Here is a 23780-nt window from a genome sequence, read left to right on the forward strand (position 1 = left end):
CGAGAGGCCTCGGGGGAGGGGTGTGACGATGCAGCAGCGCCGCACACCGGGTGGCCAGCGTCCCGTCCGTCGACCGACCGGTCGGCCGGGCGGGGCCCGCGCCCGGGCTACCGTCCGTGACGGCGTGGTCCGCGCCGAGCCGCGGGCCGGCGCCGCGCGGGCTCGGGGCGCGGAGGGCGTACGCTCCGCGAACCGGCCCGCCGCCGCCCGGCGTACGGCGGCCGGCGGCACGATCAAGCGGCTGACCGCACCCCACCCCCGACGCTTCACCGGGCGGGCCACCGTGCTCTTCGCGGTGCTGATCGCGCTCGCCCTGGCGTACACCTATCCGGTCCGGGTCTACCTCGACCAGCAGGTCGACATCGAGCGGATGGAGGCGTCCCAGGCCGCCCAGCGGCAGCGGATCTCCGACCTGTCGGCCGAGGCGGCGAAGTGGCAGGACAAGGAGTACATCAAGATCCAGGCCAGGGAGCGGTTCTACATGGTCCCGCCGGGTGAGGTGCCGGTGATCGTGCTGAACGACCCGGAGGGCGCCGCCCGGGACGCCGCCGCGGGCCGGCCGAAGGCCCCGCCGAAGACACCGGACCCCTGGTACGACACCCTGTGGTCGAGCGTGCGGGCGGCGGACGACGACCAGCCCGAGCAGTGAGCAGCACCCGAGCACCGAACGAGAGATGGGCACCGTGACTGTCGTACCACCGCAGGAGCCGGCGGCGGATTCCGTACCCCCGCCGCAGCGCGAACCGGCCACCGAGGCCGACCTGGCCGCGGTGGCCGCGCAGCTCGGACGCCCGCCGCGCGGCACCCGGGCGGTGGCCCATCGTTGCCCGTGCGGACTGCCCGACGTGGTGGAGACGACGCCCCGGCTGGCCGACGGCACCCCGTTTCCGACGCTGTTCTACCTGACCTGCCCGCGGGCGACCGCGGCGTGCAGCCGGCTGGAGTCGGCCGGGCTGATGAAGGAGATGGCCGACCGCCTCGCCGAGGACCCGGAGTTGGCCGCCCGCTATCGTGCGGCGCACGAGGACTACCTCACCCGACGGGAGGCGATCGGCGAGGTGCCGGAGATCGCCGGCATCTCCGCCGGTGGCATGCCGGGGCGGGTGAAGTGCCTGCACGTGCACCTGGGGCACGCGCTGGGCGCCGGGCCCGGGGTCAACCCGTTCGGCGACGAGACCCTGGCCCTGGTGGAGAAGTGGTGGTCCGCCGGACCGTGTGTGGACGTCCCGGCGGCGGAGTGACGATGGACGAGATCGTCGTCCGGCGGGCCCGTACCGGCGACGTGCGGGGGATCCGGCGGCTGATCGACACCTACACCGACGACCGGCGGCTGCTCAGCAAGGCGACCGTCACCCTCTACGAGGACGTGCAGGAGTTCCGGGTCGCGGTGGCCGGCGACGGCACGGTGGTCGGCTGCGGCGCGCTGCACGTGATGTGGGAGGACCTGGCCGAGATCCGCACCGTCGCCGTGGACCCGGCCTGCCGGGGCCGCAGGCTCGGTCAGCGGATCGTCGGCGAGCTGATCGACGCGGCCCGCGAGCTGGGCGTCGCCCGGATCTTCGTGCTCACCTTCGAGACCCGGTTCTTCGGCTCGTTCGGTTTCACCGAGATCGACGGGGCGCCGGTGCCGCAGCCGGTCTACGAGCAGCTGCTCCGCTCGTACGACGAGGGTGTCGCCGAGTTCCTGGACCTGGAGCGGGTCAAGCCGAACACCCTGGGCAACACCCGGATGCTGCTGCGCCTCTAGCGTTGGGCGGACCGGGTGCCGCCGGCCGGCATCCGCCGTTCGCGGGTGGTGCCGCGGTCGGCCGTCCGTCGTCACACTGGGCGAGGTGCGGTCGAGCGGGGCGGCGGATCGGGTGCGGCCGAGCGGGACTCGGGCCGGTTCGTGCCACGCCCGACGGCCGGCAGGTGGCCGGGACGGAGCGCTGCCGACGAGGCCGCTGCCGGTCCGGCCCGGCTGCCGTAGGGTTGCTGCCGTGACGACGCGTGTGGCCGCCATCGACTGCGGGACCAACTCCATCCGCCTGCTGGTCGCCGACCTGCCCGGGGAGTCGGCGGGGCCGCAGGCGCCGCTGGTCGACCTGACCCGCCGGATGGAGATCGTCCGGCTCGGCCAGGGCGTCGACAGGACCGGCCGGCTCGCCCCGGAGGCGATCGAGCGGACCCGGGTGGCACTCACCGACTACGCCGCCGAGATCGAGAAGCTCGGCGCCGAGCGGGTGCGGATGTGCGCCACGTCGGCCTCCCGGGACGCCTCCAACGCCGGTGACTTCCGGGCCATGGTGGAGCAGACCCTCGGCGTCGCGCCCGAGGTGGTCACCGGCGACGAGGAGGCCCGGCTCTCGTTCACCGGCGCGGTGCGCGGCCTGCCCGCCGACGCCGAGCCGCCGTACCTGGTGGTGGACATCGGGGGTGGCTCGACCGAATTCGTCGTCGGTACCCGCGAGGGCGGGGTGCAGGCGGCGATCTCGATGGACATCGGCTGCGTCCGGATGACCGAGCGGCACCTGCACGGCGACCCGCCGACCCTGGACGAGATCGCCGCCGCGCAGGCCGACATCGCGGTCGCGGTGGACCGCGCGCTGGAGGCCGTTCCCGGCCGCGAGGCCGCCACGCTGGTGGGCCTCGCCGGATCGGTCACCACCGTCGTCGCCATCGCCCAGGGCCTGACCGGGTACGACCCGGAGCGCATCCACCACGCTCGGGTGTCGTACGACGGGGTGGCGGGAGTGACCGCCGACCTACTGGCGAAGTCCCGCGAGCAGCGGCTGGCCATCCCGGTGATGCACCCGGGCCGGGCCGACGTGATCGGGGCGGGCGCGCTGGTGCTGCGGGTGATCATGGAGCGGGCCGGGATGTCCTCGGTGGTCGCCTCCGAGCACGACATCCTCGACGGCATCGCCTGGAGCCTCGCCGCGTAGAAGCGGGGCGTCAGGGGCGTGACCTCGCCCGGAACGTCGCAGGTGGTCAGGCGATGTCCGATGACGTCGGCGAGCGACTCCTGTTTGTCGTACTACCGCGTTGTTGACGGTACTTCGCACTGCGCAGTAGTGTGCGAAGCGTGGATACCACCCAACTGCTGAAGGGTGTCCTGGACCTGGCCGTCCTCGCCGTGCTGCGCGACGAGGACGGCTACGGCTACGACATCCTGCGCCGGCTGCGCGAGGCCGGGCTGGAGGAGGTCGGCGACGCCTCGGTCTACGGCACCCTGCGCCGGCTCTTCGCCGCCGGGCTGCTGACCACGTACGTGGTGCCGAGCGAGTCCGGGCCGCACCGCAAGTACTACGCGCTCAACGCCGCCGGCCGGGACCAGCTCACCCGCTCCGGCAAGACCTGGCGCTCGTTCGCCACCACCATGGACAGACTGCTCGACGATCGGGGGATGGCGGCATGACCGTCACTGGGCAGGAGATAGCGGACTACGTCGGGCGGGTGCGGGCCGCGCTGGCCGACCTGCCGCCCGCGGTGCGCGACGAGTTGACCGAGGACCTGCCGGAGCACCTGGCCGAGGTCGCCGCCGAGGGCGACGGCTCGCTGGTGCAACGCCTCGGCGAACCGGAGGCGTACGCGGCCGAACTGCGGGCCGCCGCCGGTGCGGCCGAGCCCGCCGCCGGTCGCCGCCGGCTGGAACAGCGGGTCGGCGCCGTCACGCACCAGGTCCGCGGCCGGCTCGCCCGCTTCGACACCCGGCTGGGCCCGCTGCTCGGGTACGCCTCGGCGAGCGAGTTCCTGCGGCTGCTCCGTCCGGCCTGGTGGGTGCTGCGCGGCTACCTGGTCGCCATGCTGCTCAGCGTGATGACCTCGGACGGTCCGCTCGGCCTGCTGCCCCGGGTGGGTGGCGGCGAGTTCGTCGGCCTGGTGCTGCTCGCCGCGACCGTGCTCGCCTCGGTCTGGCTCGGCCGCAACACCGGCACGCTGCGGCGCTGGCCGCGCCGGCTGATGCACGCAGGCACCCTGGTGCTGGTGGTCTTCGGCCTGGCCACCCTGCTGGACGTCGACCAGGACGCCCGCACGCACCATCCCTACGGCTACGACTCCATCTCCGTGCAGAACCCGTACGAGCAGGTGCAGGACGTCTTCGTCTACGACAGCGAGGGCCGGCTGGTGGAGAACGCGCGGCTCTTCGACCAGAACGGCACCCCGATCCGGCTCGGCTGGCCGAGCTGCGCCGACCCGTCGCTGCCCGACGTCAACCCGGTGCAGCGCGGCTACCCGTACTGCCCGGAGCAGGCGCCGTTCCGGCCTCGTCCGCCGGCCGCCGTTCCGGCCCCGCCCGGTACGGCTCCGACGACGGAGGCGCCGGCCCCGCCCGGTACGGCTCCGACGGTGGCACCGGCCCCGACCACCCCGGCCCCGGCCCCCGCCGTGCCGACCCCCGACGGCAGCGCGAGCGCGTCCGTCGGTGCGGCCCCGACGTCCGTGTCGCCCGCCCCGGAGCCGACCCGGTGAGCATCGACACCCGGAAATGGCTGAACGGGTGAGCCCGACGGGACAACGCATTCCGATCTTGGTGGCTACGGTGTCGTCTGCTCACTGACCCCACAGGAAGGAACGTCATTGTCCGAGCAGGTCGCACCGCCCGCCGGCCCTCCGGCAGGACCACCGGCCGGGGAGCCGGCAGCGCAGGTCACGCACCCCGGGCCGGAGCCGTCCCCGGGCGGCACACAGGTGGACACCGACGACCCGGAGACGGAGTCGGGCGACCTGCGACCGGACGCCGACGCCACACAGCTGCACGGGCCGGGCACCGACGGTGCGGCCAAGGAGCCGGGCGGGCCGGACGCCGACGGCGCGGCGACCGGGCCAGGGGGACCGGACGACGCCCCGGCGGAGGAGGGGGCCGCCGGAGTGGTGCGGCCGGTGCTGGCCGTGGCGAAGGTCCTCACCGTCGTCGCCGCGGTGGTCGGGGTGCTCGTCGTCGCCGGGCTGAAGTTCGGCGCCGGCGCGGCGCTGGCCGACCTGCTCCGCCCCGACCCGGTGGCCGAGGCGGAGGCCGGCGACTGCCTGACCGAGCTGCCGCAGGTCAGCGGCACGGAGGAGCGGACGGTGCGGGACGTCGCGGTGGTGGACTGCGGCTCCGCCGACGCCGCGTACACGGTGGCCGGCCGGGTCGACGACCAGACCCAGGAGCAGGCGCGTTCCGGCCGGGCGTGCGAGCAGTTCGTGCAGCCCGACGAGGACGGCTACGTCTTCTACAACATCGCCCCGGGCGAGAAGGGCTACCTGCTCTGCCTCACCCGGCGCACCTGACGGCAGCGGTGGGACACCGCCGACGGCGGCGCGGGAGGGACTCCGCGCCGCCGTCGGCGTTTCCGCCGGTCCACGCCGGGTGAACGGGAGGTATATGCCACTGTTCTCGCGTCTTCCCGGCGCGCTCGGGGCGTGGCAGGCTACCGGCACGTACGACCACTGTGCGACCAGCCAACGATGACTGACCGTCAGGAGGACAGACCAATGGGCGAGATGGTGAGCTTCACCGGCAACGGAGGGACGCGCGAGGGGTATCTCGCGATACCCTCCAGCGGTGCGGCCAGCCCCGCGGTCATCGTCATCCAGGACTGGTGGGGGCTCGTACCCCACGTACGGTCGGTCGTGGACCGGTTCGCCGAGGCGGGCTTCGTCGCCCTCGCCCCGGACTTCCGGCACGGCCAGCCGGCGAGCCGGCCCAGTGAGCCGCGGCAGATGTTGAACAGCGTGCAGATGGACGAGGCGGCGGCGGACATCGCCGTCGCGGCCGACTACCTGGCCGGTCGCCCCGAGGTCGCCGGCAAGGTCGGCTGCGCCGGTTTCTGCGCCGGAGCCAGTCTCGCCCTCTGGGCGGCAACCCGCTCCGAGCGGATCGTCGCCACCGCCGCCTTCTACCCCCGCCTGCCGTGGGAGGGCATGGGCTCCGAGTGGGCCGACTACGCGGGCAAGGCCGCCGTCATCCACTGCTCCGAGGCGGACGGCACCTCCGCCGACGAGGGTGTGCAGACCGTCCGGCGGGCCGTCGAGAGCGGCGGCGGCAGCTGCCAGACCTACGACTACCCGGGCACCGCGCACGCCTTCTTCAACGAGGACCGGCCGGAGAACTTCGACCAGCGCGCCGCCGCCACCGCCTGGGCCCGTACCCTCGAGCTCTTCCGGGCCAAGCTTGGCTGAGGCCCGTACCCCCGACGAGGTGGTCGCCCGCGCCGCGCGGGCGACCGACCTGGCCGACCTCGACGGCGCGGTCGGCGACTGCTTCGCCTGTCCGCGCCTGGTCACCTGGCGGGAGGAGGTCGCCCGGACGAAGCGGGCGGCCTTCCGGGACCAGGAGTACTGGGGACGCCCGGTTCCCGGCTTCGGCGCGCCGGACGCCCGGATCGCCATCCTGGGCCTGGCCCCGGCCGCGCACGGCGGCAACCGCACCGGCCGCATCTTCACCGGTGACCGCTCCGGCGACGTGCTCTTCGCCGCGCTGCACCGCGCCGGGCTGGCCAACCAGCCGACCAGCGTCGCCGCCGACGACGGACTGACCCTGCGTGACCTGCGGGTCTTCTCCGCCGTGCGGTGCGCGCCGCCGGACAACAAGCCGACCCCCGCCGAACGCGACACCTGCGCCCCCTGGCTGCACCGCGAGGTGGCGCTGATCCGGCCCACCCTGCGCGTGGTGGTGGCGCTGGGCGCGTTCGCCTGGGCCGCGTGGTGGCCGACGCTGCGGCACGTGTACGGCGTCCGCCCGCCCAGCCCGCGACCGGTCTTCGGCCATGGGGCACACTGGTCCGGGACGGCCGCCCCCGAGCTGCTCGGCTGCTACCACGTCAGCCAGCAGAACACGTTCACGGGACGGCTGACACCAGGGATGCTGGACGACGTGTTCGCCCGGGCGAAGCAACTCGCCGGGGTGGACTGAGCTGCGTGGGGCGGTGGCGATGGACCTCGGCGTGCTGCGCAGATGGTGGCCCGTCGCCGTGGTGGTCCTGCTGCTCGCCGCCGCGGCGCTCGCCGCCGGCAACTCCTCGATCGGCGCCAGCCGCATCCCGCCGGTCGCCGACAACATCCCGTACGTCCCGGACTACCCGGCCGGTGAGCCGGCCCCCTCGATCCCGGTCGAGCCGCGCACCGGCGCCGAGCGGACCCAGGCCGACGTGCCGCAGTGGATCGCCACCGTGGCGATCGTGCTGCTCGGCCTCGCCATCCTGGCCGCCCTCGGCTACCTGACCTGGACGCTGCTGCGCGGCGCGCTGCGCCGGAGGACCCGCGCGGTGCCCGTGGCCCGGGCCCGGCGCACCGCCGAGGGCACCGCCCGGGAGGTGGTCGCCGCCCTCGACGCCGGCCTGGTCGAGCTGGACGACACCGACACCGACCCGCGCACCGCGGTCATCGCCTGCTGGGTACGCCTGGAGGAGGCCGCCACCGAGGCCGGGGTGCCGCGCCGCACCGGGGACACCCCGACCGACCTGGTCACCCGGCTGCTGCGGGGCGACCCGGCCGCCGGGGTCCCCGCGATCGCCAGCGCCGACGTGCTGGCCGAGTTCGCCCACGTCTACCGCGAGGCCCGCTACGCCACCCACACCGTGGACGCGCGGATGCGTGACCAGGCCCGGGCCGCGTTGCGCCGGCTGCGCGGCGAGCTGGCCGCCCTCGCCACCGCCACCGACGAGGTACCGGCGTGAGCGAGCGGACCGGCCTCGACGACCTGCTCAGCTTCGAGGAGGAGGCCCCGCCCCGGGCCGGCCGTACGCGGGGCGGACGGGCCCGGACGGTGTTCCGTACCCTCGCGGTGGCCGCCGCGGCGACCGCGGTCGTCCTGGTCTGCCTGCGTGCCGTCGGCCTCCAGCTCTCGATCTGGATCGTGGTGGCCGGCGTGCTCGCGGTCCTCGCCGTGCGACGGGTCACCGCCGCGCTCTCCCCGCCGCCCCCGCCGAGGGCCGGCGTCCGCGCCCCCACCGGGGAGGAGCCCAGCGGGTGGAACTGGGGTGCCCGCGACGCCCTGCGTGCCGCCATCAACGGCTGGGAACGGCCACTGGACTGGTCCTCCGGCAACCGGGAGCGGTTCACCGAGCGGATCCTGCCCCGCCTCGGCGAGCTGGCCGACGAGCGGCTGCGCCAGCGACACGGGGTGACCCGCGAATCCGACCCGACCCGGGCCCGCGCCCTGCTCGGGGAGCCGCTGTGGACGTTCCTCGACACCCCCTCCCGACGCCCCCCGTCGCCGCGCGACCTCGCGGCGATCGTCGCCGAACTGGAGAAGATATGAACGACGTGGACCGCAGCATCCCCGCCACCGAGGTGGGCCACCTGGCCCGGGCGGTGCTGGACGCGGTCGGTCAGGTCGTGGTCGGCAAGCGGGAGGCGCTGGAGCTGGTGCTCGCCGGCATCCTGGCCGGCGGACACGTTCTGCTGGAGGACCTGCCCGGCCTCGGCAAGACGCTGACCGCGCGGTCCTTCGCCCAGGCGCTCGGGCTGGACTTCCGCCGCCTGCAGTTCACCCCCGACCTGCTCCCGGCCGACGTCACCGGCTCCTTCCTCTACGACCAGCGCAGCGGCGACTTCTCGTTCCGCGCCGGTCCGGTCTTCACCAACCTGCTGCTGGCCGACGAGATCAACCGGACGCCGCCGAAGACCCAGTCGGCGCTGCTGGAGGCGATGCAGGAGAAGCAGGTCTCCGTGGAGGGCGTCACCTACAAGCTGGACGAGCCGTTCCACGTGCTCGCCACCGCCAACCCGATCGAGTACGAGGGCACCTACCCGCTGCCGGAGGCGCAGCTGGACCGGTTCCTGCTGCGGGTGTCGTTCGGCTACCCGCAGCGCGAGGAGGAGTGGGAGGTGCTGCGCCGGCGGATGGCCCGCCGCCGCGAGGAGGCCGAGATCAAGCCGGTGGTCGACGCGGCCACGCTGCGCGCCATGCAGGCCGCGCTGGAGGACGTGGTGGTCGAGGACTCCGTCGGCCGGTACATCGTCGACCTGACCGCGGCCACCCGGGAGCATCCGTCGGTGCTGGTCGGGGCGTCCCCGCGTGGGTCGCTGGCGCTGCTGCTGCTCTCCCGCGTCCGGGCCGTCTTCGCCGGGCGCGACTACGTGGTCCCGGAGGACGTCAAGGAGGTGGCGGCGCCGGCGCTGGCGCACCGGATCACCCTGCGGCCGGAGATGTGGCTGCGCCGGGTCGATCCGTCCTTCGTGGTCGGTGAGGTGTTGGAGCAGACTCCGGCCCCGGCCAGCGGCGCGCTGCCCAGCCACGCGGCCGGCCGGGCCGGGCGCTGACGGCCGTGCCCATCGAGGACGGGCAGGAACCCACGGCGGGCTGGGCGCCGACCTGGGCGCTGGGCCGGGCGGTGCTGCTCACCGGGCTGCTGCTGATCGCCGCGGTGCTGCTCGGCCGGGTCGACCTGGTGGTGCTCGCCACGCCGTTCGCGCTCGGCACCGCGTACGCGCTGCGTCGCCGGCCGGTGGCCGCCCCGCAGCTCGGGATCACCGCCGAGGACGCGCACCTGGTCGAGGGCGGCGCGCTGGCCGCGACGGTCAGCGTCGGCAACCCGGACACCGTGCCGTACCACCTGGCCGTGGTGCGGACCCGGGTCTCGCCGTGGCTGCGGGTCGAGCGGGTCGGCTTCGGCGGCGCCGGGGTGGACGTCAGCCGCTCCGGCGGCGCGGACCGCCCCTTCGCCACCGCCATCCCCACCGGGGCCGCGGTCGACCTGGAGCTGACCGGCACCGCGCTGCGCTGGGGCCGGCACCCGATCGGCCCGGCCGGCGCCCGGGTCGCCACCGCCGACGGGCTGCTGGTCTCCCGTGCGGTCATCACCGAGCCGGTGCGGATGCGGGTCTACCCGATGACCGAGCCGTTCGACGCGGTGGAGGCGATGCCCCGGGCCGCCGGGCTGGTCGGCGCGCACCACTCCCGCCGGCCCGGCGAGGGCGGCGAACTGGCCGGCGTACGGGTCTTCGCGCCGGGCGACCGGCTGCGCCGGATCGACTGGCGGGTGTCGCTGCGGGCCCGGCAACTGCACGTGGCGGCCACCCTCTCCGACCGGGACGCCGAGGTGGTGGTCCTGCTCGACGTGCTCGCCGAGGCGGGCCGCTCGGGCGGGGTGAAGGGCGCGGCGTCGGTGCTGGACACCACGGTCCGGGCCGCCGCCGCGATCGCCGAGCACTACCTGCACCGCGGTGACCGGGTGGCGATGCTGGAGTACGGGCCGGCGGCCCGCCGGCTGCGCCCGGCCACCGGACGGCGGCAGTACCTGACCGTGCTGGAGTGGTTGCTCGACACCCACGCCGAGTCCTCCCCGCACGAGCCGTACGACCAGGTCTTCGGCCCGCAGCTGCTCTCGGCGGACGCGCTGGTGGTGGTGCTCACCCCGCTGCTGGACGAGCGGTCGGCGCAGATGCTGGCCCGGCTGGCCCGGGGCGGCCGGTTCGTGGTGGCGGTGGACACCCTGCCGGTCGACCTCCCGCCGCCCGGCGACAAGGGCTGGGCGCCGGTGGCGTACCGGCTGTGGCGGCTGGACCGGGACACGATGATCGCCCAGTTGCGGGAGCACGGCGTGCCGGTGGTGCCGTGGGCCGGCGCGGGCAGCCTCGACCAGGTGCTGCGGGACGTGGCCCGGCTGGCCACCGCCCCGAGGGTGGGTGCCCGGTGAGTGCGCCGGCGCTGCGGAACCGCGCAGTCGCGAACGAAAGGTGGCACCCGTGAATGCCGTCGCCGAGCGGGCGAAGGCGGCGCGTGCCGCCCTGAACCGGGTGAGCCCGACGGCCCTGCTGGTGCGTTTCGGCATCTTCGTGGTGGTGCTGGCCGGTCTGCTGCTGGCGTACCCGGCGCAGATGTTCAGCGCCCGGGCGCTGCTCGCCCTCACGGTGGCGGCGGTGCTGCCGGCGGTGGGGCCGCGCCGGGTGTGGCCGACCTTCGCCGCCCTGGCCACGGTGGCCGGCTGGGTGATGGCCTCCGCCGGGTACGACCGCCCGATCGCGCTCTGGCGGCTGCTCGCCGTGGCCGCGACGCTCTACCTCGGGCACACCCTCTGCGCGCTCGCCGCGGTGCTGCCGTACGACGCGGTGGTCGACCCGGACGTGCTGGTGAGCTGGCTCACCCGGGCCGCCGCCGTGGTCCTCGCCACATCGGTGATCGGGGTGGTCCTGGCCTGGTTGGGTGAGATCGGCGGGGCTGACGGGTTCCAGGCGGCGACGGTGGCGGGACTGCTGGTGGCGGTGGTGCTGAGCGGGTTGCTGGGGTGGCTGCTGCGTCGCAGATAGCGGGACGGCGGGAGAAGTTGCGCAGGTCACAAGGGTTGTGCTCCGTCACAGATGGGGGTCTCGGACGGGATTAGCCGAGCCGCCCGGGGAAAGATAGATGACGTGAATCCGAAGCGGATCCTTGTCGTTGGTGCCGGGCACGTCGGCCTGTACGCCGCTCTGCGCCTGTCCAAGAAGCTGAGCTCCCGTGAGGCCGAGGTCGTCGTGGTCGACCCGCAGCCGCACATGACCTACCAGCCGTTCCTCCCCGAGGCGGCGGCGGGCAACATCTCGCCCCGGCACTCCGTGGTGCCGCTGCGGCGTGAGTTGCGCAAGTGCAAGGTCCTGGTGGGTGCGGTGACGCGGATCGACCACGCCCGCAAGACGGCGGTGGTGCAGCCGATCAGCGGCCCGACCCGGGAGATCCAGTACGACCACGTCGTGGTGGCCCCCGGCTCGGTCTCCCGGACGCTGCCGATCCCCGGCCTGCACGAGCACGGGATCGGCTTCAAGACCATCGGCGAGGCGATCTACCTGCGCAACCACGTGCTGGACCGGCTGGACGTGGCGGCCGCCACGGTCGACCCGGTGGTCCGCCGTAACGCGCTGACCTTCGTCTTCGTCGGTGGCGGCTACGCCGGCATCGAGGCGCTCGCCGAGATGGAGGACATGGCCCGCGACGCCCTGCGCTACTACCCGGAGCTCAAGCCCGAGGACATGCGCTGGGTGCTGGTCGAGGCGACCCAGCGGGTGCTGCCCGAGGTGGACCGGGACATGGGCGCCTACACGGTGCAGCAGTTGCTCAAGCGCAACATGGACATCCGGCTGGACACCCGGCTGGAGTCCTGCGTCGACGGCGTGGTGAAGCTCTCCGACGGCGACAGCTTCAAGGCCGACACGATCGTCTGGACGGCCGGCGTGAAGCCCTCGCCGATGCTGGACGCGACGGACTTCCCGCGCGACGACCGGCGGCGGGTCACCTGCCTGCCGACGTTGCAGGTCGTCGACGGCGACACGGTGCTCGAGGGGGCGTGGAGCGCGGGCGACTGCGCGGCCGTGCCGGACCTCACCAAGGAACCGGGCAACTTCTGCTCGCCGAGCGCGCAGCACGCGGTGCGCCAGGCCTCCCGGATGGCCGACAACATCGTGAACGTGATCCGCGGGCGTGAGCCGGTCAACTACAAGCACAAGCACGCGGGCAGCGTGGCCAGCCTCGGCCTGTACAAGGGCGTCGCCCAGGTGTACGGCGTCAAGATGACCGGCTGGCCGGCGTGGTTCATGCACCGCACGTACCACATGAGCCGGATCCCGTCGTTCAACCGCAAGGTCCGGGTCGTGGTCGACTGGACGCTGGCGTTCTTCCTCAAGCGTGAGGTCGTCGCCCTCGGCCAGCTGCACGACCCGCGTGAGGAGTTCGTCGAGGCGTCCGCGCCGCCGGCTCCGAAGCAGCCGGTGGGCGCCGGCAAGCCGGTCTGACCCGGCACGCACGCCGAGAGGGCCCTTCCCGGGTACGGGAGGGGCCCTTCGTCGTCGGCTTCCGGGGTGGCCGGGCCGAGGAGGCAGGGACCGGTCAGACCCGCCAGGTCCAGGCGTCGGCGATCCGGGTACCCGGGCCGTAGAGCTGCACCAGCGTGCGGCGCAGGCTCTCCGCGTGCGGGGCGTCGTCGGTGACCGCCACGCAGGACGCGCCCCAGAAGTCGGCGTCGGCGCGGGCCTGCCGCCGCTGCTCCTCGCCGATCACCGGCTCGCCGCCCCGCTTCGCCACGTCCGCCAGCAGCGCCGAGGTGGGCTGCTTGAAGGTGCCCATCGCGGCCGAGCCGTCCGGTCCGTGCGGGCCGATGAAGAAGCCCTCCGGCAGGCCGAACTCCGCGTCCGTCGCCGTCGCCCAGCGCATCGGCCACGGTTCCTTCGGGGTGGCCGCCGGCACCGGCGCCAGCACGCCGCCGGGGGGTACGCAGTCGCGCCAGTGGCCCCCGCTGATGAACTCCGGCAACGCCGGGCGGTCGGTGGTCGGCAGGGGAGCGGGGAAGACCGTGAGCAGGGCCGCCCCGACGGCGGCCGGGACCAGCAGCCGGATCCGGCCGGGGGCGCGCAGGGCCCGGTCCACGGCGAGCACCAGCAGCGTGCCGGCCAGCGGCAGCACGGCCAGGGCGAACCGCATCGGCAGCGCGCCGTCGACCACCGGCAGCCCGGCGAGCAGCGCGTACGGCCCGGGCACCGGGCTGGGATCACCGTCGAGGACGACCCGCGGGCCGAGCGACAGCGCCCCGGTGACCAGCGCCCCGGCGGTGCAGGCGACCACCAGCGGCCGGCGGCGCAGCCAGAGCGCGCAGGCGGCGGTGACCAGCAGCAGGGGCGCGCCGAGGAAGGTGTTGTACTCGGCCGGGCCGGTGGTCAGCCGGGCCGCGTCGTCGTCACCGACCACCGACAGCGGGGAGATCGTCCACCAGCTGCGCAGGTCGGCCGAGAAGTAGTGCGGGCTGAACATGCCGTCCGCCACGCCCTGCGGGCCGGCGAACTGGAACCACAGCGGGTAGCCGAGGGCGACCAGGGCCAGCCCGGTGGCGACCGTCATCCCGGCGGCGAAGCCGGGCAGCGCCCGCCGCAGCAGCTCCCGGTCGGCGAAGCCGTACGCGACGGTCATCACCAGCAGGGCCACCGCAGCGAGGAAGAGCACCTCCTCGCCGACGAAGACCTGCACGGTGACCACCGCGGCCAGCCCGACCGCGGAGGTGGCCAGTCGCCGCCGGTCGGCCCGGTCGAGCGAGCGTGGCCCCGGGTCGGCGGCCCGCAGCAGCCGGACGACCAGCCAGACGATCACCGGTACCAGCCACTGCGCCGTCATGTGCAGGTGGCTGTTGGACTGCGACACCATGCCGGGGCCGAAGCCGCAGAGCCCGGCGCCCAGCGCGGCGGCGAGCCGGCGGGCGTGCAGGGTCCGGGTGAACAGCAGGTACCAGGCGATCGCGGTGCCGGCCAGGTTCGCGGCGACCAGCAGGGCGAAGGTGACCGGCGCGCCGAGCAGCAGGGTGACCGGGGCGAACAGCACCCCGAGCGCGATGACCGTGGTGTTGGTCATCAGGTTCACCCCCTGCGGGGCGTTGAGCCGGTCGGTGAGCAGGCCGAAGTCGCCCCGCAGCGCCCGCGCGTCGACGGCCAGGAACCACTCGTAGAGCGCCTGGTCGGCCGGGTTGAGGGCCAGCACCCGGGCGCCCGGGTCGGGCCAGAGCCCGTGGGTGAGCCAGCTCGCGAGCAGCACGAAGGCCAGGCCGACCGACAGGTCGACGCGGTGCCGCAGGAGCAGGGTCCGCCAGCAGGCGGTGCGGGAGCCGGTCGCGGTCGGCTCGGTGCGGCCGACAGCCAGGTCGGGGTCGGCACCGGGCGCCGTACGGGCTGTGCTGGTCACCCGCTCGACCCTAGTGCGGCGGCGGTCACCGGGTACGCCGGGTGACGGTGGAACGGTTACGGTGGCACTGCACCGCCGCGTGTCGGCACGCCGGTGTCCCTCGCCCGGGTGGTGGAACGGCAGACACGGCCGCCTTAAAAGCGGCTGCCGCAAGGCGTGCGGGTTCGACCCCCGCCCCGGGCACCGGAGACTCTCAGCTTTCCCACAGCCTGCCGTGCGGCGCGGCGTGGCCGGTGGCCGTACCCTGGAAGGGCACGTCGGACGTGCGACGACCCCCTGAGGGAGGCCTGAAAGTGAAGACCTCGAACCCGGTGCTCGCCCGGCTCGGCCAGGCGGCCGAGCGGGAGCGTTCCGCCGGGTACGCCCAGCCCGGGCAGTTCGGTTACGGACAGCCCGGCATTCCGCAGCAGTACCCGGGTCAGCCCGGCTACCCGGTCGCCCCGGCGGCGACCGGCACCATGACGATCGACGACGTGGTCGTCAAGACCGTCGCCCTCCTGGGCATCCTCGGCGTCTCCGCCGCGGCCGCCTGGGTGCTGGTCCCGGACGCCCTGCTCGGCCCCGCCTGGATCGGCGCCGCCATGGTCGGCCTGGTCCTCGGCCTGATCATCTCGTTCTCCCGGATGGCGAACCCGGCGCTGGTCATCGCGTACGCGGTGGTCGAGGGCGCCTTCGTCGGCCTGGTCAGCAAGGTGTTCGAGACGCGGTACGACGGCATCGTGCTCCAGGCCGTGGTGGCCACCTTCGGTGTCTTCTTCGTGATGACCATGCTCTACAAGGCGCGGGTCATCCGGGCGACGCCGAAGTTCGTCAAGGGCATGATCGCCGTGATGGCCGGCCTCTTCGCCGTCATGATGATCAACTTCTTGCTGGCGATCTTCGGCGTCAACACCGGCCTGCGCGACGGCAGCCCGCTGGCCATCGGCTTCAGCCTGGTCGTCGTCGTGGTCGCCGCGCTCAGCTTCGTGCTGAGCTTCAAGGAGGTCGAGGACGGTGTCCGGATGGGGCTGCCGGCCCGCTACTCCTGGACCGCCGCGTTCGGCATCGTGGTCAGCCTGGTCTGGCTCTACCTGGAGTTGCTCCGGCTGATCAGCTACTTCCAGGGCGACGACTGACGCCTCCGCCGCCACCCCGGCGCCCGCCACCGCTTCGCGCGGCGGCGGGCGCCGTCGTCCGTGCCGCCCGCCCTCGCCGTTTCCCCGCCACCGCCGGGCCGGCGCAGGCAGAGTGACACCCAGGGGATACGCCGGGCGAGGAGGTGGCGGGGTGCGCAGCGCCAATCCGGTACTGAACCGGCTCGACGACACCAGCCGGCAGCACCGGCTGCCGGGCGCGACCGGCCCGGAGGCGGTGACGGTCGACGACGTGGTGGTCCGTACCGTCGGGTTGCTGCTGCTCACCGGGGTCACCGCGGCGGTGGCCTGGGTGGTCGTGCCGCAGGCGGTGTGGGTCTCGGCGGCGCTGGCCGGCACCGCGCTGGCCGGCGTGGCGCTGATCCTGGTGATCTCGCTGCGCGGCATCACCCACCCGGCCCCGATCATCGGGTACGCCCTGCTCCAGGGCGTGCTGCTCGGGGTGGCCAGCCGGGCGTTCGAGCTGGTCTACCCGGGGATCGTGGCGCAGGCCGTGGTGGGCACCTTCGGGGTGTTCCTCGGGATGGCGCTGCTCTACCGGGCCCGGCTGGTCCGGGCCACCCCCCGGCTCGCCCGGCTGGTGGTCGGGACGCTGGTCGGGGTACTCGCGATCAGCCTGGTCAACCTGGTCTTCCGGCTCTTCACCGGCCGGCAGGGGGTGGAGGTCTACAGCCTCACCGGCGAGGTGGGCTGGCTGCCGTACGTCTTCTCGGGCGTCGCCATCATCGCCGGGGCGCTGAGCTTCATCCTCGACTTCGACCAGGTGGAACGGTCGGTCCGGACCGGCCTGCCCCGCCGCTACGCCTGGCTCTGCGCGTTCGGGATCCTGGTCGGGCTGGTCTTCCTGTACTGGCAGATCCTCCGGCTGCTCAGCTACCTGCGGCGCTGAACGGGCAGCGCCCCGCCGCGGCCGTAGACTCTGCGGCGATGAGCGCAGCGGAGCTGGACCGGGCGGTGGGACTGCTGGTCCGTCAGGTGGGGCACTGGCAGCAGCAACGGTGGGCGGCGCGCCCCGACGGCGGCGACGGGTCCCGGGCGGACCACGTGCACCGGCTGGTGCAGCAGATCGCCGACCTGGGCGCGGACGCCGAGGGCGGGCCGCGCCGGCGGGTACCCCGGCTGGCGAACGACCTGGCCCTGGTCGACCAGCTCCGGGTGGTCGCGGCCGACCTGGTCGCGGCCGCGCCGCCGGAGGACGTGCTGGCCCGGGCCGCCGCCGAGGTGACGGCGACCCGGGACGCGCTCTAGCTCAGCCGCTCCAGCACCATCGCCATGCCCTGACCGCCACCGACGCACATGGTCTCCAGGCCGATGGTCTTGTCGTGCCACTGGAGGGCGTTGAGCAGGGTGCCGGTGATCCGGGCGCCGGTCATGCCGAACGGGTGGCCGATCGCGATCGCGCCGCCCATCACGTTGAGCTTCTCCTCGGCGATGCCGAGCTGCCGGTAGGAGGGGATCACCTGCGCGGCGAACGCCTCGTTGATCTCGACCAGGTCGACGTCGTCGATGGTCATGCCGGCCCGCTCGAGCGCCTGCTTGGACGCCTCGACCGGGCCGAGGCCCATGATCTCCGGCGACAGGGCGCTCACGCCGGTGGAGACGATCCGGGCCAGCGGGGTGAGGCCGAGGTCCTGCGCCCGCTGGGCGCTCATGACCACCACGGCCGCGGCGCCGTCGTTGAGCGGGCAGCAGTTGCCGGCGGTGACCCGGCCGTCCGGGCGGAAGACCGGCTTGAGCCCGGCCACCGCCTCCAGGGTGACGCCCGGGCGGGGACCGTCGTCGGTGCTGACCACGGTGCCGTCCGGGGTGGTGACCGGGGTGATCTCCCGGGCCCAGAAGCCGTCGGCGATCGCCTTCTCGGCGAGGTTCTGGCTGCGGACGCCGAAGGCGTCCATGTCCTCGCGGGTGACGTCGTACGCCTGGGCCAGGTTCTCGGCGGTCTGCCCCATGGTCAGGTAGATGTCCGGCAGTTCGCCGGCCGCACGCGGGTCGGTCCACACCTCGGCGCCACCCTGGGCACGCCGCGTCGAACGCGCCTGGGCCTCGGCGAAGCGCGGGTTCTCCCAGCCGCCGCCGACCAGCGCCTGCGCCTCCGGCGGCAGGGTGTCGGAGTTGCCCCGGGCGTACCGGGAGACCATCTCCACGCCGGCGGAGATGAAGACGTCCCCCTCGCCGGCGCGGATGGCGTGCATCGCCATCCGGGTGGTCTGCAGCGACGAGGCGCAGTAGCGGGTCAGGGTGGCGCCCGGCAGGCCGTCCAGGCCCATCAGGGTGGCGACCACCCGGGCCATGTTGAAGCCCTGCTCGCCGCCGGGCAGGCCGCACCCGAGGTAGAGGTCGTCGATCTCGGTCGGGTCGAGCCCGGGGATCTTGTCCAGCGCGGCCTGGACGATCGTCGCGGCGAGATCGTCCGGGCGGACCTCGCGCAGCGAACCCTTGAACGCGCGACCGATGGGGGACCGGGCGGTGGCGACGATGACGGCGTCGCGGGACGACTCAATCGGCATGAACCAACGTTAACCCGCGAGTAACTTGAGGCGGAAGGAGCCCGCCCGGCGGGAAATGTCACCCGCCCCACCCGGCGGGACGGTCAGTGCGGGGAAGCGGCGGTGGCTGCGGCGGCGACCGCCGGGAGCAGGGCGTGCGCCCAGACCCGGTAACCGTCCCCGGAGGGGTGGAAACCGTCGTGGCAGAGCGTCCCGGCATCGGCCCGGAACACCGGCCCGGTCTCGGTGGCCAGGTCGACCACGGTGCCGCCGGCCTCCAGCACCGCCGTGGTCTGCGCGCGGGCGATCCGCCGGCCCGACCAGCCGATCACCTGCCGCAGCGGCTGCGCCACGGCGCGCACGGCGCCCAGGTCGGGGCAGGTGCCCACCACGACCTCGACCCGTGCCTCGCGCAGCCGGCGCACCGCCGAGCCGAGGTACGCCGCCGCCTCGGCCGGCCGGCGCATCGACGTGGCGTCGTTCGCCCCGATCAGGACGACCGCGACGTCCGGGCGTTCGCCGAGCAGCGCGCGGGCCACCTGGGTGGCGAGGTCGGTGGAGCGTGAGCCGGAGACGCCGACGCTGGACAGGTGCACCCGTCGCCCGGTCGGGCCCTCGGCCAGCAGGTGGGCGAGTTGACCGCCGACGGTCTCGTCGAAGCGTTCCACGCCGACGCCGAGGGCGGAGGAGTCACCGAGCAGCACCAGCCGCAGCGGCGGCGCGCCCACCCGCCCGACCGTGGCGCGCAGCGCCAGGCCGAGCTCCGGCTGCGCGTAGCTGCGACCGCGCGCCGCCACGGCCTGCCCGGCGAGCACTGCGGCCCCGCCGATGGTGCCGGCGACCAGGGAGACCGCCGCCGCCTTGCCGAGTCGGAGTGCCAGCTCCGCCCCGGACGACCGTTCGCTCATGCCGTTCCCTCCCTCCGGTCGGGACCGCGCCGAGCCACCCCGCGCCCGCTCATGCCGATCCCTCCAGTGTGGCTGAGTCGGCGTCGGTGCCGGGTTGCGGCACCGCGCCGACGCCGAAGAAGGCCCGCCGGCGCAGTTGCGCCCACCGGCCGGCAGGCCCACGGTCGCGGCCCCGGACCTGGGTGCCGCTGACCTCGGTGCCCGCGTGCCGCGCCGCCTCCTGGGCGGCCTGCGGCAGCGAGCGTACGCCCTCACCACGGCCGAGGACAGGTCTGCGTTCCTGGCCGGCGCCGAGGGCGGAGATCACGGTGGGCAGCAGCGCGGCGGCGGCGACGGCGTACCCCTCGGCGGAGGGGTGGAACCGGTCCCAGGCGAACATCCGGGTCGGCTCCGCCGCGAAGCGGGGACCGAGCAGGTCGCCGAGGGAGACCGTCCAGCCGCCCGCCTCGACCACCGCCACCGTCTGGGCGGCGGCGAGCTGCCGGCCCCACCGTCGGGCCAGCCAGCGCAGCGGCGGCTGGATCGGCTGGATCGCGCCCAGATCCGGGCAGGTGCCGACGACCACCTCGCAGCCGGCCGCGCGCAGCGCCCGGACCGCGTCGACCAGGTAGCGCACGGCCAGACCGGGCGGGGTGCGGTTGGTGACGTCGTTGCCGCCGATCAGGATCACCGCGATGTCCGGTTCGTGCTCCAACGCCGACTCGACCTGCGGCTTCAGCCCGGCCGACAGGGAACCCACCACGGCGAACCGGTGCAGCCTGACCTGCCGGCGCAGCCGGCGGGACAGCCCGGTGGCGAGCAGCGCGCCGAGGGTCTCCCGCCGCCGGTGCACGCCGTAGCTGGCGGCCGAGGAGTCACCGAGGATCACCATGGTCAGCGGCGGGCCGGGCAGCTTCACGCCGTAGACGCCGTCGCAGCGCGGCGGGGGCGCCTCGGCCATCGGGATGGTCCGCCGGGCCTGCCGGGCCTGCCCGAGCAGCACCCCGCCGGTCGCGACCACGGCCGCCGCGGTCGCGCCCGTGCCGATCGCCGCGGCCCGGGCGATCTGCCGGACGCGCTGCCAGCGCGGACCAACCGGTACGACGGAACCAGCGACCCCCATACGGCGACAGTATCGCGCCGGCACGACACGCCGCTGTCGTCGTACGTGCTCCCCGGTGGCTGAGGGACGACCGTTCTGGGTACCGGTGGGGATGACGACGACGGGTGAGCGGGCCCCGGGGCGCAGGTGGCCGGGGCTTGCGGGCCCGCGTCACGCTGGGACCGGCGAGAGGGGCTGGACGATGGGCAGGACGTTGAAGCGGAGCGCGGCCTTCACCGCGCTGGCGAGGGCGCTGGCGGCGGGCGCGCGGGGTGGCCCGTCGCTGGGCGCCCGGGTGGCCGCGCTGCCCCGGATGATCCGGGCGACCGCCCGGGGCGAGTACGACGGCGGCCTGCGGCTGGCGCTGATGGCGGCGGCGACGGCGTACGTCGTCTCCCCGGTCGACGTGGTGCCGGAGCTGTTCCTGACGGTCTTCGGCCTGCTGGACGACGCGGTCATGGTGACCTGGCTGGCCGGCAGCGTGCTGGCCGAGACGGAGCGCTTCCTGGAGTGGGAGGCCGCACGCCGTCCCGTGGTCCCCGGGCAGGTGATCGGCTGACGGGACGTACGCTGGGCGGCGAAGCAAACGTCTGCCCGGCAGCCGACGCCGGCGCCGCAACGAAGGGCACAACGAGGTGCAGTACTACGACAACGTCGTCGAGATGATCGGCAACACCCCGCTGGTACGGCTACGCAACGTCACCGAGGGCATCCGGGCGACGGTGCTGGCGAAGGTGGAGTACCTCAACCCGGGTGGGTCGGTGAAGGACCGGATCGCGCTGCGGATGGTGGAGGACGCCGAGGCCGCCGGCATCCTGAAGCCGGGCGGCACGATCGTCGAGCCGACCAGCGGCAACACCGGCGTCGGGCTGGCCCTGGTGGCCCAGCTCAAGGGCTACAAGTGCGTCTTCGTCTGCCCGGACAAGGTCAGCCAGGACAAGCAGGACGTGCTGCGGGCGTACGGCGCCGAGGTGGTGGTCTGCCCGACCGCCGTCGCGCCGGAGGACCCCCGCTCGTACTACAACGTCTCCGACCGGCTGGCCCGGGAGATCCCCGGCGCGTGGAAGCCCAACCAGTACAGCAACCCGGCGAACCCGCGTTCGCACTACGAGACCACCGGCCCGGAGCTGTGGAAGCAGACCGAGGGGGCGATGACCCACTTCGTCGCGGGCGTCGGCACCGGCGGCACCATCTCCGGCATCGGCCGCTACCTCAAGGAGGCGTCCGAGGGCCGGGTGAAGGTCGTCGGCGCGGACCCGGAGGGCTCGGTCTACTCCGGCGGCACCGGCCGGCCGTACCTGGTCGAGGGCGTCGGTGAGGACTTCTGGCCCCAGACGTACGACCGGGGCGTCGCCGACGAGATCATCGAGGTGTCGGACAAGGCGTCCTTCGAGATGACCCGGCGGCTGGCCCGGGAGGAGGGCCTGCTGGTCGGCGGCTCCTGCGGGATGGCCGTGGTCGCGGCGCTGGAGGTGGCCCGCGAGGCCGGCCCGGACGACGTGGTCGTGGTGCTGCTGCCGGACAGCGGCAAGGGCTACCTGTCGAAGATCTTCAACGACACCTGGATGGCCCGGTACGGCTTCCTGGACAACTCCGGCACCGAGCCGACCGTCGCCGACGCGCTGTCGAACAAGCCGGGCGGCCTGCCCGAGCTGGTGCACGTGCACCCGACCGAGACGGTCCGGGACGCCATCGACTACATGCGCGAGTACGGCGTCTCCCAGCTTCCGGTGCTCAAGGCCGAGCCGCCGGTCGTCACCGGTGAGGTGGCCGGTTCGATCGCCGAGAAGGACCTGCTCGACGCGCTCTTCACCGGCCAGGCGCACCTGCACGACACCATCGAGCGGCACATGGCCGAGCCGCTGCCGATGATCGGTGGTGGCCAGCCGGTGAGCGAGGCGGTCAACCTGCTGGAGAAGTCCGACGCGGCGCTGGTGCTGGTCGACGGCAAGCCCCGGGGTGTGCTCACCCGGCAGGACCTGCTCGCCCACCTCGGCGCACGCTGACCCGACGGTTCCCTCGACAGGGCCCGCCCCGCACCGGGGTGGGCCCTGTCGCCGTTCCGCGCCGCGCACCGGCCCACAGGACGGGCGGGTCAGAGCGGCCGGTCGTAGCGCAGCTGCGGAACCACCACCGGGCCGATGTGCTCGTCCCGGGACTGCCCGGTCGGGGTCCAGCCGCCACGCGCGTAGAACGTGCGGGCGCGGGTGTTCTCCCGCAGCACCCACAGCACCGCCCGGGACCAGCCCCGCGCGCGCATCGCGTCCAGCGCGTCGACCATCAGGCTCCGGCCGGTGCCCCGGCCCCGCTCGTCCGGCTCCAGGTGGATGGCGCTGAGCAGGCCGGTGTCCGGGTCGCCCTCGTCGTCCGGGCCGAGGTAGCTGAAGCCGACCAGCCGCCCGTCCCGCTCGGCCACCGTCATCCGGTGCTCGTCGCGCTCCCAGCCCCACCGCTCGACCCAGTAGGCCCCCATCGCCCGCGCCGACGGCTCGGCCAGCGCCTCGGGCGGCAGGAACGACGAGTACGCCGCCACCCGGGAGTGCTGGTGCAGGGCGCCGACCGCCAGCAGATCGTCGACGGTCGCGGGACGCAGCGTGACGGTCACCGGGCCGAGGCTACCCGCCGGGGCGGGACCGGCACGGTGGTCAGGTCCTCGGCGACCACCAGCTCACCGGTGAAGTGCTCCCGCGCCTCGTCGGCGAAGCGACGCGGGTCGGCGTACCGCTGGGAGAAGTGGGTGAGCACGAGGGTGCGTACCTGCGACTCGGTGGCCACCCGCGCGGCCTGCGCGGCGGTCAGGTGGCCGACCTCGGCGGCCAGGGCGGCCTCCGACTCCAGGAAGGTCGACTCGATGACCAGCAGGTCGGCGTGCTCGGCGAGGGCGTACACCCCGTCGCAGAGGCCGGTGTCCATCACGAAGGCGAACCGCTGGCCCGGCCGGGTCACGCTCACCTCGTCCCGGGTGACGCGGCGCCCGTCGAGGTCCAGGTGTCCGACGCGGAGCAGTTCGCCGACGGCCGGGCCGGCGATGCCGTACGCGGCCAGCCGCTCCGGCAGCATCCGGCAGCCGTCCGGCTCGACCAGCCGGTAGCCGTACGTCTCGATCGGGTGCCGCAGCCGGCGGGCCTCCAGCGTGCCGACGCCCAGGCTGATCCGCTGCCCGTCCGCCTCGATCGGCTCGACGGCCAGCTCGGCGGTCTCGTAGAAGCTCGACGCGTGCCGCAGCCGGGCGAAGTACTCGGCGCCACCGGCCGGGAAGTGCACCGCCACCGGCCGGGTGACCCGGTCGAGGGAGAGTCGCTGGATGGTGCCGGGCAGGCCGAGGCAGTGGTCGCCGTGGAAGTGGGTGACGCAGATCCGGGTCAGGTCGGTGGCGGTGACCCCGGTGTGCAGCAGTTGCCGCTGGCTGCCCTCGCCCGGGTCGAAGAGGATCACCTCGTCGTCCCAGCGCAGCACGTACCCGTTGTGGTTGCGCAGCCGGGTCGGGGCCTGGCTGGCCGTCCCGAGCACCACCAGCTCGCGCATCGACACGGTCGCTCCTCCCGCCGCTGACATGAAGCGACCCCCGGGGCT

General features: G+C 74.3%; 26 protein-coding genes and 1 tRNA gene. 21 read left to right on the forward strand and 6 right to left on the reverse strand.

The window, feature by feature from the left end; all coding sequences use genetic code 11:
• Positions 1-28 precede the first annotated feature (28 nt).
• From ACPFP2_RS07560 to ACPFP2_RS07630, 15 genes are all read left to right on the forward strand, one after another.
• Positions 29-649: an FtsB family cell division protein gene (locus tag ACPFP2_RS07560; protein WP_424087438.1), complete on the forward strand. Its 621-nt coding sequence runs from the start codon at positions 29-31 to the stop codon at positions 647-649.
• A gap of 34 nt (positions 650-683) precedes the next feature.
• On the forward strand, positions 684-1241 hold the full coding sequence (locus tag ACPFP2_RS07565; RefSeq protein ID WP_091293000.1) for a DUF501 domain-containing protein: 558 nt from the start codon (positions 684-686) through the stop codon (positions 1239-1241).
• A gap of 2 nt (positions 1242-1243) precedes the next feature.
• Positions 1244-1747: an amino-acid N-acetyltransferase gene (locus tag ACPFP2_RS07570; protein WP_424087440.1), complete on the forward strand. Its 504-nt coding sequence runs from the start codon at positions 1244-1246 to the stop codon at positions 1745-1747.
• A 244-nt stretch (positions 1748-1991) separates the two neighbouring features.
• Positions 1992-2924 (forward strand): exopolyphosphatase, encoded by a 933-nt coding sequence (locus ACPFP2_RS07575; protein WP_424087556.1) that lies wholly within the window; start codon positions 1992-1994, stop codon positions 2922-2924.
• A gap of 140 nt (positions 2925-3064) precedes the next feature.
• Positions 3065-3397, forward strand: a complete 333-nt coding sequence (locus tag ACPFP2_RS07580) for a PadR family transcriptional regulator (protein ID WP_088977448.1) — start codon at positions 3065-3067, stop codon at positions 3395-3397.
• On the forward strand, positions 3394-4452 hold the full coding sequence (locus tag ACPFP2_RS07585) for an HAAS signaling domain-containing protein (RefSeq protein ID WP_424087443.1): 1059 nt from the start codon (positions 3394-3396) through the stop codon (positions 4450-4452). Before ACPFP2_RS07580 ends, ACPFP2_RS07585 begins: the two co-directional genes overlap by 4 nt.
• A 219-nt stretch (positions 4453-4671) precedes the next feature.
• Positions 4672-5253, forward strand: coding sequence for an LppU/SCO3897 family protein (locus ACPFP2_RS07590; protein ID WP_424087445.1), 582 nt, complete (start codon positions 4672-4674; stop codon positions 5251-5253).
• Positions 5254-5457: 204 nt separating this feature from the next.
• Positions 5458-6144 (forward strand): dienelactone hydrolase family protein, encoded by a 687-nt coding sequence (locus tag ACPFP2_RS07595; protein WP_424087447.1) that lies wholly within the window; start codon positions 5458-5460, stop codon positions 6142-6144.
• Positions 6145-6163: 19 nt separating this feature from the next.
• Complete coding sequence (locus ACPFP2_RS07600; RefSeq protein ID WP_424087558.1) at positions 6164-6877, forward strand: uracil-DNA glycosylase; 714 nt, start codon at positions 6164-6166, stop codon at positions 6875-6877.
• A gap of 19 nt (positions 6878-6896) precedes the next feature.
• Positions 6897-7640, forward strand: a complete 744-nt coding sequence (locus ACPFP2_RS07605) for a DUF4129 domain-containing protein (RefSeq protein ID WP_424087559.1) — start codon at positions 6897-6899, stop codon at positions 7638-7640.
• A complete protein-coding gene (locus tag ACPFP2_RS07610) occupies positions 7637-8224 on the forward strand; it encodes a hypothetical protein (protein ID WP_424087449.1) in 588 nt (195 codons plus the stop codon). The genes ACPFP2_RS07605 and ACPFP2_RS07610 overlap by 4 nt, the downstream gene beginning before the upstream one ends.
• Positions 8221-9228, forward strand: coding sequence for an AAA family ATPase (locus ACPFP2_RS07615; RefSeq protein WP_424087451.1), 1008 nt, complete (start codon positions 8221-8223; stop codon positions 9226-9228). The genes ACPFP2_RS07610 and ACPFP2_RS07615 overlap by 4 nt, the downstream gene beginning before the upstream one ends.
• Positions 9225-10604 (forward strand): DUF58 domain-containing protein, encoded by a 1380-nt coding sequence (locus tag ACPFP2_RS07620; protein ID WP_424087561.1) that lies wholly within the window; start codon positions 9225-9227, stop codon positions 10602-10604. Before ACPFP2_RS07615 ends, ACPFP2_RS07620 begins: the two co-directional genes overlap by 4 nt.
• A 49-nt stretch (positions 10605-10653) precedes the next feature.
• A complete protein-coding gene (locus tag ACPFP2_RS07625) occupies positions 10654-11214 on the forward strand; it encodes a hypothetical protein (RefSeq protein WP_424087453.1) in 561 nt (186 codons plus the stop codon).
• 102 nt (positions 11215-11316) lie between these two features.
• Complete coding sequence (locus ACPFP2_RS07630) at positions 11317-12669, forward strand: NAD(P)/FAD-dependent oxidoreductase (RefSeq protein ID WP_424087455.1); 1353 nt, start codon at positions 11317-11319, stop codon at positions 12667-12669.
• A gap of 94 nt (positions 12670-12763) precedes the next feature.
• Here the strand turns inward: ACPFP2_RS07630 and ACPFP2_RS07635 are convergent, their stop codons facing one another.
• Complete coding sequence (locus tag ACPFP2_RS07635; RefSeq protein WP_424087456.1) at positions 12764-14599, reverse strand: hypothetical protein; 1836 nt, start codon at positions 14597-14599, stop codon at positions 12764-12766.
• 102 nt (positions 14600-14701) lie between these two features.
• On the opposite strand from ACPFP2_RS07635, the gene ACPFP2_RS07640 reads away from it, so the two are divergent.
• From ACPFP2_RS07640 to ACPFP2_RS07655, 4 genes are all read left to right on the forward strand, one after another.
• Positions 14702-14782: transfer RNA gene (locus tag ACPFP2_RS07640), tRNA-Leu, on the forward strand.
• Positions 14783-14892: 110 nt separating this feature from the next.
• A complete protein-coding gene (locus ACPFP2_RS07645; RefSeq protein ID WP_424087458.1) occupies positions 14893-15714 on the forward strand; it encodes a Bax inhibitor-1/YccA family protein in 822 nt (273 codons plus the stop codon).
• 151 nt (positions 15715-15865) lie between these two features.
• Positions 15866-16621, forward strand: a complete 756-nt coding sequence (locus ACPFP2_RS07650; protein ID WP_424087460.1) for a Bax inhibitor-1/YccA family protein — start codon at positions 15866-15868, stop codon at positions 16619-16621.
• A gap of 38 nt (positions 16622-16659) precedes the next feature.
• A complete protein-coding gene (locus tag ACPFP2_RS07655; protein WP_424087462.1) occupies positions 16660-16980 on the forward strand; it encodes a hypothetical protein in 321 nt (106 codons plus the stop codon).
• On the opposite strand, the gene ACPFP2_RS07660 is transcribed toward ACPFP2_RS07655, so the two are convergent.
• The 3 genes from ACPFP2_RS07660 to ACPFP2_RS07670 all read right to left on the reverse strand — a co-directional run bounded on the left by ACPFP2_RS07660 (position 16977) and on the right by ACPFP2_RS07670 (position 20228).
• Complete coding sequence (locus tag ACPFP2_RS07660) at positions 16977-18239, reverse strand: acetyl-CoA C-acetyltransferase (protein WP_424087464.1); 1263 nt, start codon at positions 18237-18239, stop codon at positions 16977-16979. The two genes, ACPFP2_RS07655 and ACPFP2_RS07660, sit on opposite strands and share 4 nt — an antisense overlap.
• An 83-nt stretch (positions 18240-18322) precedes the next feature.
• A complete protein-coding gene (locus ACPFP2_RS07665; RefSeq protein ID WP_424087466.1) occupies positions 18323-19126 on the reverse strand; it encodes an SGNH/GDSL hydrolase family protein in 804 nt (267 codons plus the stop codon).
• 49 nt (positions 19127-19175) lie between these two features.
• Positions 19176-20228 carry an SGNH/GDSL hydrolase family protein gene (locus tag ACPFP2_RS07670; protein WP_424087468.1) on the reverse strand — a complete coding sequence of 351 codons (1053 nt, stop codon included), beginning with the start codon at positions 20226-20228 and terminating at the stop codon, positions 19176-19178.
• Between the two features lie 181 nt (positions 20229-20409).
• On the opposite strand from ACPFP2_RS07670, the gene ACPFP2_RS07675 reads away from it, so the two are divergent.
• Entirely contained in the window at positions 20410-20766 is a 357-nt protein-coding gene (locus ACPFP2_RS07675) for a YkvA family protein (RefSeq protein WP_088977466.1), read from the forward strand.
• Between the two features lie 76 nt (positions 20767-20842).
• On the forward strand, positions 20843-22213 hold the full coding sequence (locus tag ACPFP2_RS07680; protein WP_424087470.1) for a cystathionine beta-synthase: 1371 nt from the start codon (positions 20843-20845) through the stop codon (positions 22211-22213).
• Positions 22214-22302: 89 nt separating this feature from the next.
• Here the strand turns inward: ACPFP2_RS07680 and ACPFP2_RS07685 are convergent, their stop codons facing one another.
• Both ACPFP2_RS07685 and ACPFP2_RS07690 read right to left on the reverse strand, forming a co-directional pair.
• Entirely contained in the window at positions 22303-22812 is a 510-nt protein-coding gene (locus ACPFP2_RS07685) for an N-acetyltransferase family protein (protein ID WP_424087472.1), read from the reverse strand.
• On the reverse strand, positions 22809-23738 hold the full coding sequence (locus ACPFP2_RS07690; RefSeq protein ID WP_424087474.1) for a ribonuclease Z: 930 nt from the start codon (positions 23736-23738) through the stop codon (positions 22809-22811). The genes ACPFP2_RS07685 and ACPFP2_RS07690 overlap by 4 nt, the downstream gene beginning before the upstream one ends.
• Positions 23739-23780: the final 42 nt, after the last annotated feature.

The sequence above is a fragment of the Micromonospora citrea genome (assembly GCF_049629545.1).
In the GTDB taxonomy this organism is placed as follows: domain Bacteria; phylum Actinomycetota; class Actinomycetes; order Mycobacteriales; family Micromonosporaceae; genus Micromonospora; species Micromonospora citrea_A.